This is a genomic window from Paraburkholderia kururiensis (assembly GCF_034424375.1).
Lineage (GTDB): Bacteria > Pseudomonadota > Gammaproteobacteria > Burkholderiales > Burkholderiaceae > Paraburkholderia > Paraburkholderia kururiensis_A.
Window position 1 is genome coordinate 3,691,934 of the sequence record NZ_CP139965.1, and the last position, 12,085, is coordinate 3,704,018.

10 protein-coding genes are annotated in these 12,085 nt (G+C 65.8%); 2 read left to right on the forward strand and 8 right to left on the reverse strand.

The window, feature by feature from the left end; all coding sequences use genetic code 11:
* Positions 1 to 154 precede the first annotated feature (154 nt).
* Positions 155 to 1,459, reverse strand: a complete 1,305-nt coding sequence (locus U0042_RS16455) for a Glu/Leu/Phe/Val family dehydrogenase (RefSeq protein ID WP_114813414.1) — start codon at positions 1,457 to 1,459, stop codon at positions 155 to 157.
* Between the two features lie 136 nt (positions 1,460 to 1,595).
* Positions 1,596 to 2,561, reverse strand: coding sequence for a LysR family transcriptional regulator (locus tag U0042_RS16460; RefSeq protein ID WP_114813411.1), 966 nt, complete (start codon positions 2,559 to 2,561; stop codon positions 1,596 to 1,598).
* Between the two features lie 272 nt (positions 2,562 to 2,833).
* Here U0042_RS16460 and purB point away from each other — a divergent pair, with 272 nt between their 5' ends.
* Positions 2,834 to 4,222, forward strand: a complete 1,389-nt coding sequence (gene purB, locus U0042_RS16465) for an adenylosuccinate lyase (protein WP_114813289.1) — start codon at positions 2,834 to 2,836, stop codon at positions 4,220 to 4,222.
* Positions 4,223 to 4,339: 117 nt separating this feature from the next.
* Here purB and U0042_RS16470 read toward each other — a convergent pair whose 3' ends face one another.
* From U0042_RS16470 to edd, 4 genes are all read right to left on the reverse strand, one after another.
* The gene (locus U0042_RS16470; RefSeq protein WP_114813287.1) at positions 4,340 to 4,843 is read right to left on the reverse strand and encodes a gluconokinase; all 504 of its coding nucleotides are present in this window, start codon (positions 4,841 to 4,843) and stop codon (positions 4,340 to 4,342) included.
* Positions 4,844 to 4,853: 10 nt separating this feature from the next.
* Positions 4,854 to 6,242: a GntP family permease gene (locus tag U0042_RS16475; protein ID WP_114813285.1), complete on the reverse strand. Its 1,389-nt coding sequence runs from the start codon at positions 6,240 to 6,242 to the stop codon at positions 4,854 to 4,856.
* Between the two features lie 358 nt (positions 6,243 to 6,600).
* The gene (eda, locus tag U0042_RS16480) at positions 6,601 to 7,242 is read right to left on the reverse strand and encodes a bifunctional 4-hydroxy-2-oxoglutarate aldolase/2-dehydro-3-deoxy-phosphogluconate aldolase (RefSeq protein ID WP_114813284.1); all 642 of its coding nucleotides are present in this window, start codon (positions 7,240 to 7,242) and stop codon (positions 6,601 to 6,603) included.
* A 2-nt stretch (positions 7,243 to 7,244) separates the two neighbouring features.
* Positions 7,245 to 9,161 (reverse strand): phosphogluconate dehydratase, encoded by a 1,917-nt coding sequence (edd, locus tag U0042_RS16485; protein WP_114813281.1) that lies wholly within the window; start codon positions 9,159 to 9,161, stop codon positions 7,245 to 7,247.
* 279 nt (positions 9,162 to 9,440) lie between these two features.
* On the opposite strand from edd, the gene U0042_RS16490 reads away from it, so the two are divergent.
* Positions 9,441 to 10,289: a MurR/RpiR family transcriptional regulator gene (locus U0042_RS16490; protein WP_114813278.1), complete on the forward strand. Its 849-nt coding sequence runs from the start codon at positions 9,441 to 9,443 to the stop codon at positions 10,287 to 10,289.
* Between the two features lie 29 nt (positions 10,290 to 10,318).
* Here the strand turns inward: U0042_RS16490 and U0042_RS16495 are convergent, their stop codons facing one another.
* Together U0042_RS16495 and U0042_RS16500 are read right to left on the reverse strand one after the other, a co-directional pair.
* Positions 10,319 to 10,735 carry a CopD family protein gene (locus U0042_RS16495; protein ID WP_114813276.1) on the reverse strand — a complete coding sequence of 139 codons (417 nt, stop codon included), beginning with the start codon at positions 10,733 to 10,735 and terminating at the stop codon, positions 10,319 to 10,321.
* Between the two features lie 65 nt (positions 10,736 to 10,800).
* On the reverse strand, positions 10,801 to 12,072 hold the full coding sequence (locus tag U0042_RS16500) for a glutamate-5-semialdehyde dehydrogenase (RefSeq protein ID WP_114813274.1): 1,272 nt from the start codon (positions 12,070 to 12,072) through the stop codon (positions 10,801 to 10,803).
* Positions 12,073 to 12,085 lie beyond the last annotated feature (13 nt).

Sequence of the window (12,085 nt, forward strand, 5' to 3'; positions counted from 1 at the left end):
TGATCTCCTTGGCTAGAACGGGCGCAGTGTATCAAAGTAATTTAACTGAAAGTTATTGTTGTTAACCATGTCAGACCAACGCCTCCTGGTGCGCAAAAGCGGACGGCATCGTCGCGACGCCGTCCGCTTCCGGTAACACTCGCTGCAGGTTAAATCAGGGGTACAGGCCGCGCAGTTCGCGCGCCATCAGAATGCGCTTGCACGCCACGATGAACGCGGCGGTACGCATCGACACGTTGTGCTCGCTCGCCACCTGCCAGACCGCGGCGAATGCCTCGCGCATCACGCGCTCCAGCCGCTGGTTGATTTCCTCTTCGGTCCAGAAAAAGCTTGAGAAGTCCTGCACCCATTCGAAGTACGACACCGTCACGCCACCCGCGTTGGCCACCACGTCGGGAATCACGAGCACGCCCTTGTCGTGGAGGATGTCGTCGGCGGCGGTCGTGGTCGGGCCGTTCGCGCCTTCCACGATGATCTTCGTGCGGATCTTGCCGGCGTTCTTTTCAGTGATCTGGTTTTCCAGTGCCGCCGGGATCAGGATGTCGGTCTCGATCGTCCAGAACTCGTCGTTCGCGAGCGGGTCGGCGCCCGTGAAGCCGGCCACGCCGCCCGTCTTCGCCACGTGTTCCAGCAGCGCGGCGGCGTCCATGCCGCTCGATTTGTACAGCGAGCCGGTATGGTCCTGCACGGCGACGATCTTCGAACCCGCTTCCTGGAACAGGCGCGCCGCAATGCCGCCCACGTTGCCGAAGCCCTGCACCGCCACGCGCGCGCCTTCGATCGCAAGGCCGGTGCGGCGCGCGGCTTCGCAGCCCACCACGAACACGCCGCGGCCCGTCGCCTCGCGGCGGCCGAGCGAGCCGCCCAGCGCGATCGGCTTGCCGGTCACGACGCCGGTGGCCGTCTGGCCCTGGTTCATCGAGTACGTGTCCATCATCCACGCCATCACCTGTTCGTTGGTGTTGACGTCCGGTGCCGGAATGTCGGTGTTCGGTCCGATGATGATGCCGATCTCGCTCGTGTAGCGGCGCGTCACGCGCTCCAGTTCGCCGCGCGACAGCTTGCGCGGATCGACACGGATGCCGCCCTTCGCGCCGCCGTACGGCACGTTCACGGCCGCGTTCTTCACCGACATCCACGCGGAGAGCGCCATCACTTCCGAGAGCGTCACGTCCTGGTGGTAACGCACGCCGCCCTTACCTGGACCGCGCGAGACGTTGTGCTGCACGCGATAGCCCTCGAAGTGCGCGACGGTGCCGTTGTCGAGCTCGATGGGCACGTCGACAATGAGAATGCGCTTCGGGCGCTTCAGCGTTTCGAGCCAGCGCGAGAGCGACCCGAGGTAGGGCGCGACACGGTCCACCTGGCGCAGATAGTTGCCCCAGGGGCCGAGGTTGTCGGCGTTGAGATACGAGGGGATGGAAAGATCAGGTACTGCGGACTGCGGTTGGGAAGACATGAACGCTCCAGCGGTCAACGAATGGTCGCCATTGTCGAAAATCGATGTGCCGAAATCCAATGCCGTTTGGTCATTGCGTTATGTTTTTCTTGCATAACGTCGGCAAAAGCGAAAAAGCCTGCCGCAGGCGCCACGCTCACGTGCGCGGGCCCGCGTCCTGGACCAGTTCCGCCGACACGACATCCCACAGCTTTCTCATCAGCTCGTGACGCGGGTCGTCGCCCTGCGCCGCAAGCTTGTCGCGATAGAGCCGGATCTCCATGGTCAGCGTGAAGCGGTCCTGCGGCACGCCGCGCGTTGCGCGGTCAAGGCGAATCAGCTTGCCCTCGGCCACCGCTTCCTCCACCGCGCTGTGCGGCAGAAAGGCGATGCCGTGGCCCGCCAGCGCCATCGCCTTCAAGCCCTCGGCCATATCGGTCTCGTAGATGCGGTCCAGATAGAGCCGCGTGGGCGCGTTGGCGATGATCACTTCGGTCATGCGCCCAAGGTACGCGTTCGGCGTGTACGACAGGTAAGGTGCTGGCGCATCCGGCGTGCCCGGCAGCGTGTGGCGCGGGCGGCCCGCACGGCCCGGCGCGGAAAACGGGCTGATGGGCTCGGTGCCGAGCGTGAGCATGTCGTAACGCGCCGGGTCCAGTGCGACAGGATGACTCGGATGGTGATAGCCCATCACCAGATCACAGCCGCCTTCCACCAGCGAAAGCAGCGCGTCGTGCACGTTCAGCGCGCGCAGCCGCGCATGCACGGGGCCCAGTTGCGCCTCGATGCGTTGCAGCCAGCGCGGAAAGTACGTGAGCGACAGCGTGTGCGGCACCGCGAATTCGATGGTGGCCGCGGGCGTCGCCATGTGGCCGCGCAGCAGCGTGCGCGCCTCATGAAACTGCGAGAGCATCGCGAGCGCCTGCTCGTAGAACACCTGGCCGGCAGACGTGAGACGCGTCGGATAAACCGAACGGTCGATCAGTTCCGTGCCTAGCCACGCTTCCAGCGCCTGGATACGCCTCGAGAAGGCCGGCTGGGTGACGTGCCGCAACTCCGCGGACCGGCTGAAACTGCGGGTTTCGGCGAGCGAAACGAAATCTTCGAGCCACTTGAGTTCCATGGCGGGCGGCGTGGGGTAAAGGGGCCGGCGCGGCGAGCGCACCGCGAAAGCCTGCATTCTAGCGGGGGCCACGGAACCCGCCGTGGCGGCGTGCCGTTGCGGCGTGACCGCTGGAGCACTGCCGGGCGTCATTCCGTGCCCGTCTGACGTGCACACACCGCCCATCGCCGGCTCCATGACACCCTCGCCGCAGGTCGGGGCGGCCCCGCGTCGGTGGTAAAATTCGCGGTTCTCCCCGTTTCCGATCTCACCCTCCTCCGGCTCGTCCCATCATGTCCGACACCCGCCCCGACACCCTCTACGCGCTCACCGCGCTCTCCCCGCTCGACGGCCGCTATGCCGCCAAAACGGAAGCCCTGCGCGACTGGCTCTCCGAAGCCGCCTTCATGCGCCACCGCGTGACGGTCGAGATCCATTGGCTCATCGCGCTCTCGCACGCCGGCTTCGCCGAGGTGCCGCGTTTCTCCGAGGCGTCGGAACAGTTCCTGTTGCAGCTCGCCGAGCGCTTCACCGCGCACGACGCCGCGCGCATCAAGGAAATCGAGCGCGTGACGAATCACGACGTGAAGGCCGTCGAGTACTGGCTCAAGGAGTCGGTGAAGGGTCAGCCGGAGCTGGAGCGCGCAAGCGAATTCATCCACTTCGCCTGCACCTCGGAAGACATCAACAACACGTCGCACGGCATGATGCTCGCCGGCGCGCGCGAGCACGTCATCGTGCCCGCGCTGCGCAAGGTGCATGAGCGCCTCGTCGCAATCGCGCATGCCCAGGCCGCCCAGCCGATGCTCTCCCGCACGCACGGCCAGCCCGCCAGCCCCACCACGCTCGGCAAGGAAATCGCCAACGTCGCGGCGCGCCTCGCCCGTGCCATCGCGCGCATCGAGAAGGTGGAGCTGCTCGGCAAGATGAACGGCGCCGTGGGCAACTTCAACGCGCACCTGTCGGCGTACCCCGACTTCGACTGGGAGTCGTTCTCGCGCAAGGTCGTGGAAGAACGGCTCAAACTCACCTTCAACCCCTACACCATCCAGATCGAGCCGCACGATTACATGGCCGAACTGTTCGACGCCGTGGCGCGCGCGAACACGATCCTGCTGGACCTGGACCGCGACGTGTGGGGCTACATCTCGGTCGGCTACTTCAAGCAGAAGACGAAGGCCGGCGAGATCGGTTCGTCCACGATGCCGCACAAGGTCAACCCGATCGACTTCGAAAACTCCGAAGGGAATCTGGGCCTCGCGAACGCGACGCTGCGCCACCTCGCCGACAAGCTGCCCGTCTCGCGCTGGCAGCGCGACCTCACCGATTCGACCGTGCTGCGCAACATCGGCGTGGCGTTCGGCTACTCGCTGCTCGCCTATGACGCGCTGATCCGCGGCCTCGACAAGCTCGAAGTCAATCCGCAGCGTCTGAACGACGACCTCGACAACTGCTGGGAAGTGCTGGCCGAGCCGGTGCAGACGGTGATGCGCCGCTACGGCATCGAAAATCCGTACGAGCAGTTGAAGGAACTCACGCGCGGCAAGGGCATCACGCGCGAAGCGCTGCAGACGTTCATCGGCGGCCTCAACATTCCGGCCGACGCGAAAGCACGCCTGCTGGACATGACGCCGGGCTCGTACACGGGCAAGGCCGAGGAACTGGCGAAGCGGATCGCGTAACGTGTGAGTGGCTGCTTAAGCCACGGCCTGAGCGCCCGCTCAAAGCAAAAAGGCGTTCCTCGAAGGAACGCCTTTTTCACGTCTGCCCGCCGAAAACGCGGCAGATCAGCCAGCCGATCACGACGCGCCGCGCGCCTTCAACTGCGCAAGCACGCTCTCGACGATCTGCTCCGGCTCGAGATCGATGCTTACCTCCACCGCCTCGTCCGCACCCGGCTCTTCGAGCGTATCGAGCTGGCTTTGCAACAGCGACGGGTCGAAGAAGTGGCCCGTGCGCGTCTTCAGGCGCTCGCGCAGCGTCTCCATCGAACCCTTCAGGTACACGAACCACACATCGCCGTCGCCGTTGCGCAGGATGTCGCGATACGCGCGCTTGAGCGACGAACACGTGAACACGGCCGTCTCGCCCGCGCGCTGCTTTTCCTCGATCGCCGCGCGAATGGTGCGCAGCCACGGCCAGCGGTCCTCGTCGGTAAGCGGAATGCCGTGGTGCATCTTCTCCTTGTTGGCCGCGCTGTGGAACGCGTCGCCGTCGGTGAAGCTGCACTGAAGGCGTTCCGCCAGCATTTCGCCGATGCGCGACTTGCCGGCGCCCGACACGCCCATTGCTATCAAGATCATCTACTGCTCCTTACAGCACTGCCGCCAGTGCGAACGTAAAACCGAGACCGAGCAACGAAATAATCGTCTCGCAAAGCGACCACGTCTTGAACGTCTGACCGACGGTCATGCCGAAGTACTCCTTGATGAGCCAGAAGCCGCCGTCGTTCACGTGGGAAAAGATGAGCGAGCCCGAACCGGTGGCAAGCACCATGAGTTCCGGCCGAACCTGCACGCCGCTTGCCGACGCGATGGGCGCGACGATGCCGCACGCGGTGGTCATCGCGACGGTCGCCGACCCGGTTGCAAGGCGAATCAACGCGGCGACGAACCAGCCGAGCAGCAGCGGCGAAAGCTGCGCGTTCTGCGCGAGCGAAATGATTTCCTTCGAGATACCGCTGTCCATCAGCACGCGGCCGAAGCCGCCGCCCGCGCCCACGATCAGCGTAATGCCCGCAATAGGCGCAAGACAGTCGCCGCAGAATTTCTGGATCTGCTCCTTCGTGAAGCCGCGTTGCGTGCCGAAAGTCCAGAAGCTCACGAGCACCGCGATCAGCAGCGCGACGTCCGAGGTGCCGACGAAGTGGAGCAGACCGTTCGGAATCGTCTTCGGCGCGAATACGAGGTCGGCCCAACTGCCCACGAGCATCAGGATGACCGGCAACAGGATGGTGAAGAGCGTGATGCCGAAGCCGGGCAGCTCGCGCTTCTGACGCGCTGCGCCGCCCGTCGACGCGCCCGTCCCGTTGCCGCCTTCGATGAACTGGGCCGCGAGCGGATTCGGCGCCGTGAGCTTGATGTGACGATGAATCAGCAGCGCAAACAAGGGACCGGCGACGATGGCCGTGGGCACACCCACGATCAGCCCGTACGCAATGGTGCGGCCGATGTCGGCGTGATACGCCTGCACCGCGAGCAGCGCGGCCGGATGCGGCGGAATGAGCCCGTGCACGACGGAAAGACCGGCCACCATCGGCAGGCCGATCAGCAGCAGCGACTTGCCGGTGCGCTGCGCGACATTGAAGGCAATCGGAATCAGCAGCACGAAGCCCACTTCGAAGAACACGGGCAGGCCGACGATGATCGCGACGCACATCATCGCCCAGTGGATGTTCTTCTCGCCGAACCAGCCGATGAGCGTCGTAGCGATGCGCTCCGCGCCGCCGGACTCCGCCATCATCTTGCCGAGCATGGTGCCGAGGCCCACCACGATCGCGATGTGGCCGAGCGTATTGCCGTTGCCGGTCTCGAACGACTTGACGATCTGATCCATCGGCATGCCGACGGCAAGACCGAGCAGCAGCGAGACGATGATGAGAACGAGGAACGGATAGACCTTGAAGCGCGTGATCAGCAGGATCAGCGCGGCAATGGCGACCAGCGCAAAGACCAGCAGCATGCTGCCGTGGACGGCTACCATGAAGCCCCTCCTTTGGTGTTATGGAAACGGACGCGAGACGCTGCCGTCGGCCGGGATCGCGGTTCTGCGCGCGGCGGCGCGTACGGCCCGTCTGCGAGGACGCTGAATTTTACTGTCAGACTTGAGTGCTTGCGCGTGAGCGGAGAGCGCTGCGGGAGCGGTCCGATGGGCCAGACGGCGTGGATTCACCCTGCACGCTGTGCCGCTGCGCACGGTGGATCGATCTTGCGCGTTACGTAGCCCTGCTGGTCGCTGCCGGGCCGCTTCCAGGCCGCGCACCTGTGCTCGCATCGATGGCGCGTCCCAGCGGCGGCGGTCCGACGTTCCGATCAACCGGAACGCCGAACCCACCGGCACATCACCGTGCAGGCGGCGCCAGTTCGCTTGCGGCGCGCGCGAGCCGCGTGACTTCGTCCCAGTTCTGCGCGGCGAGCGCGCTCTTCGGCGTGAGCCACGAACCGCCCACGCACACCACGTTAGGCAGCGCAAGAAAGGTGGGCGCTGATTCGGCCGTGATGCCGCCGGTCGGGCAGAACTTCAGCGTCGGGAACGGACCGTGAAACGCCTGCAGCATCGGCACGCCGCCGGCCGGCTGCGCGGGGAAGAACTTCACGATCTCGTAGCCCAGTTCGAGTGCGACGATGATGTCGGTCGGCGTCATCACGCCCGGCAGCAGCGGCAGGCCGGCGTCCTGTGCGGCCTGGTGCATGTCCTTCGTGAGGCCCGGCGACACGCCGAAGCGCGCGCCCGCCTTCTTCGCCAGTGCGCACTGTTCGGGCTTCGTGATCGTGCCCACGCCCACCACGATGTCTTCGGCCAACTGGCTCGCGCGCTCGATGGCCTTGAGGCCAGCCTCGGTGCGCAAAGTGATTTCGAGTACCTTCACGCCGCCCGCATGCAGCGCGCGCGACACGTTTTCGCCCTGCTCCACCGATTCGAATGCGAGTACCGGAATCACCGGACCGAGCCGTACGATTTCGGCCACTGTCTGTGCAGTCATGTTCAAGCTCCTTGTTTGTGCAGTTCGTGGTGAGCGCGGGATGCCGCGGCGCCCGCCTGCTCGCCCGAACCTTCGCCGGTTGTTGTTTCGCCCACGAGCGGGCCGAATACCGATGCGCCCAGCTCCGCGGGCGCCGCCGCCGCGCGGAACACGCCGAACAATTCGCGGCCGAAGCCGACTTCGTTTTCCGCCTGATGGCGCGGCGCGGCCACCGACCGCGTGGCCCATTCGGCGTCGTCCACTTCGACGTCGAGCACGCCGGCTTCGGCATCGATCACGATCATGTCGCCGTCGCGCACCTTGCCGAGCGGACCTTGCAGCAGCGCTTCGGGCGAGACGTGGATCACCGCGGGCACCTTGCCCGAGGCGCCCGACATGCGGCCGTCCGTCACCAGCGCCACGTGAAAGCCCTGATCCTGCAGCACGCCGAGCAGCGGCGTCAGCCGATGCAGCTCCGGCATGCCGTTGGCGCGTGCGCCCTGGAAGCGCACCACGGCTACGAAGTCGCGCTTCAGTTCGCCGCGATCGAACGCTTCCTGCACCGCTTCCTGAGAGTCGAACACGATGGCCGGCGCCTTCACCACACGATGCTGCGCCGCTACCGCCGAAATCTTGATGACGCCGCGGCCCAGCTTACCCTGCATGAGCCGCAAGCCACCGTCCGGCTGGAACGGCTGCTGGATGCCGCGCAGCACCGCCGTATCCTGGCTCTCCACCACGCCGGGCACCCACGTCAGCTTGCCGTCGATCAGCTTCGGCTCCTGCGTGTAGTGAGCAAGTCCCTCTCCCGCCACGGTCTTCACGTCCTCGTGCAGCAAGCCGCCTTCGAGCAGATTGCGCACGAGGAAGGCGATGCCGCCCGCCGCGTGGAAATGATTTACGTCGGCCTTGCCGTTCGGGTAGACCTTCGCGAGCAGCGGCACGGCCTGCGAGAGTTCGTCGAAATCGTTCCAGTCGATCACGATGCCCGCCGCGCGCGCAATCGCGACGAGGTGCAGCGTGTGATTCGTGGAGCCGCCCGTGGCGAGCAGCGCCACGATGCCGTTGACGATGGCTTTCTCGTCGATCACATGGCCGATCGGTGTGTACTGACCGCGCTCCACGGTGAGGTCCAGCACACGGCGCGCGGCGGCCGCCGTCAGTTCGTCGCGCAGCGGCGTGTGCGGGTGAATGAAGGCGGAGCCCGGCAGATGCATGCCCATCACTTCCATGAGCATCTGGTTGCTGTTCGCGGTGCCGTAGAACGTGCAGGTGCCGTGTCCGTGATAAGCCGCGGCCTCAGATTCGAGCAGTGCGTCGCGGCCCACCTGGCCCGTGGCATAAAGCTGGCGGATCTTCGCTTTTTCGTCGTTGGAGAGGCCGCTCGTCATCGGCCCGGCGGGCACGAAGATAGTGGGCAGATGCCCGAACTGGAGCGCGCCGATCATGAGGCCCGGCACGATCTTGTCGCAGATGCCGAGGCACAGCGCCGCGTCGAACATGTTGTGCGTGAGCGCGACCGCGGTGCTCATGGCGATCACCTCACGCGAGAAGAGCGACAGCTCCATGCCCGCGTTGCCTTGCGTGACGCCGTCGCACATCGCCGGCACGCCCCCCGCGAACTGCGCGACGCCGCCGTTCTCGCGCGCGGCCTGCTTGATGAGCTCGGGGTAGTCGCGATACGGCGCATGCGCCGAGAGCATCTCGTTGTAGGCCGAGACGATGCCGATGTTGGGCGCGCGCAGCGCCTTGATCTCGAACTTGTCGTTGCCTTCCATGCCGGCGAAGCCGTGAGCCAGGTTCGCGCACGAGAGCGCGCCGCGCGCGGGAAAGCGTCCTTGCGCCGCCTCGATCCGTGCGAGATACGACTCGCGCGTGGGCTTGCTGCGCTCGATCACGCGGCGCGTGACCTTCATCAACTGGGCATGCGGGGAAGCCATCGAATCTCCTTCGTCTCTGACATGGACGTGGCGCTGACGCTGCGCGGCCACCGGCGCGGTGTGCCGCGCCCGAAGATGTTAGTAGAAAAACTACAAGCCAGCAATCGGCTTTTTCGGGCGCTCCTTCATTTTCGCCCTCGCCGCAGCGCCAATATTCAAGTACCTTCACGGCAAACCGCCCACAACCTGGGGAATACACCCACGCCGATCATGTAGTTTTTGTACAATCATTCAATCCGCTATAGTCCCCGGATCTTTCAGCATAGTGCGAGTTTTTCGATGATGCTTTCCCAGGTGGAAGCCATGCGCGAGCAGTTGCGTCCGTCCGAGCGCAAGCTGGCCGACTACGTGCTGGAATCGCCGCGCGAAGTGCTCGACCTGTCGATGACCGAGGTCGCGGACCGCGCCGGCGTGAGCCAGCCCACCATCGCGCGCTTTTGCCGGGCGCTCGGCTTTTCGGGGTTTCGGGAGTTCAAGATCCGGCTCGCGCAGGGCGTCGCAGCCGGCGTGCCCGCCGTGTATCGCGACGTGCGGCCCGACGAGCCGGTGCCGGGCGTCGCGGCCAAGGTGCTCGACCGCACCATCGGGGCGCTGATCCAGGTGCGCAACACGCTCTCGTCGGATGCGGTGGCTGCGGCCATCGCGCTGCTCGCCGCGGCGCGGCGCATCGAGTTCTACGGCGCGGGCGGCTCGGGCATCGCGGCGCAGGACATGCAGCACAAGTTCTTCCGGCTCGGCATGCCGAGCGTCGCGTATTCGGACCCGCACACCTTCCTGATGTCCGCCGCGCTGCTGGGCGACGGCGACGTGGTGGTCGCGATTTCAAACACGGGGCGCACGCGCGACATCGTGGACGCCGCCAAGGCCGCGCTCGCGGGCGGCGCGAAGGTCATCGCGATCACGCACGGCAATTCGCCGCTCGCGCGCATCGCAACGGTGGGCCTGCACGCCAACGTGGATGAAGACACCGACATCTTTTCGCCGATGACGTCGCGCACCTCGCATCTCGCGATCGGCGACATTCTGGCCGTGGGCGTGGCGCTGCAGCGCGGACCGGCGCTCGCGGAAAAGCTGAAGAAGGCGAAGGATCTGATCGTGGGCCGACGCATCGACCCACTGGAGCCGTAAGCCGGGTGCCCCCGGCGCGGGCCTCGCGACTAGAACGGCTTGATGACGACGAGCGCGACGGCGGCAAGCATGCCGAGCACCGGCAGTTCGTTGAACATGCGATACCACTTGTGCGAGCGGCGGTTCTCGCCGCGCTCGAAGGTAGCGAGCAGTCGACCGCACCAGACGTGATACGCGACGAGCAGCGCCACCACGCCCACCTTCGCGTGAATCCAGCCCTGCCCGCGGCCAATGCCCACCACAAGCCACAGCCACAGTCCGCACAGCAGCGCCGGCACGGCGATCATCGTCATGAAGCGATACAGCTTGCGCGCCATGATGAGCAGACGCTTCACGGCAGCGGGCTCGGTCTCCATCGCCAGATTGACGAAGATGCGCGGCAAATAGAACAGGCCGGCAAACCAGGAAGCAATCAGAACGATGTGAAACGTCTTCACCCAGAGCATTGATGGTCCTTTGAATTCTTTAAAGGCGTGTCATGGCGATGCGTGCGGCTCGCAGGAAGCGCCGCTTACTGCCGCCCTTCCCCGTGCCCGAACACCACGTACTTCAGCGACGTGAGCCCTTCAAGCCCAACCGGGCCGCGCGCGTGCAGCTTGTCGTTCGAGATGCCGATCTCGGCGCCGAGGCCAAATTCGAAGCCGTCGGCAAAGCGCGTCGAGGCGTTGAGCATCACGCTCGCCGAATCGACCTCACGCAAAAAGCGCATGGCGCGGTCGTGGTCTTCGGTGACGATGGCGTCCGTGTGCGCGGAGCCGTAGGTGTTGATGTGCTCGATGGCGGCGTCGAGGCCGTCCACGACCTTGATCGCGAGCACGGGCGCGAGGTACTCGGTGCTCCAGTCGGCCTCGGTGGCGTCGACGAGCGGACCCACGCCCGCCGCGGCGAGCACCGCCCGCGCCGCCGGATCGACGCGCAGTTCGACCTGCTTGTCGCGATAGAGCTTGCCGAGCGGCGGCAGAATCTCGGCCGCGATGCCGCGCGCCACGAGCAGCGTCTCCATCGTGTTGCACGTGCCGTAGCGATGCGTCTTCGCGTTGTCGCAGACGGTGAGTGCCTTCTCGATGTCGGCGCGGTCGTCGACGTAGACGTGGCAGATGCCGTCCAGGTGCTTGATCATCGGCACACGCGCCTCGGCCATCAGGCGCTCGATCAGGCTCTTGCCGCCGCGCGGCACGATCACGTCCACGTAGTCGGTCATCGTGATGAGCTTGCCCACCGCGGCGCGGTCGGCCGTCTCGACGACCTGCACGGCGTCTTGCGGCAGACCCGCTGCACGCAGACCTTCGGCGATCAGCTTTGCAAGCGCCGTATTGCACTCGAGCGCTTCGGAGCCGCCGCGCAGAATCGTCGCGTTGCCCGACTTCAGGCACAGTGCGGCGGCGTCGATGGTCACGTTCGGCCGCGACTCGTAGACGATGCCGATCACGCCCAGCGGCACGCGCATCTGCCCCACCTGAATGCCGCTCGGACGGTACTTGAGATTCGAGATTTCACCGATCGGGTCCGCCAGCGCTGCGACCTGACGCAACCCTTCCACCATGGTGGCGAGCGCCTTGTCGGACAGCGTGAGCCGGTCGATGAATGCGGCGTCGTGCCCTTTCTCGCGCGCCTTCGCGAGGTCGCGCGCGTTGGCGGCCTTGAGCGCGGCGGCGTCGCGCTCGATGGCGCGGGCCACCGCTTCGAGCGCGGCGTTCTTCGCGGCCGTCGACGCGCGTGCCATTGCGCGCGAAGCCTGGCGGGCGCGGCGGCCGAGGTCGGTCATGTACTGGTCGATGTCCATGGTGATCTGTCGT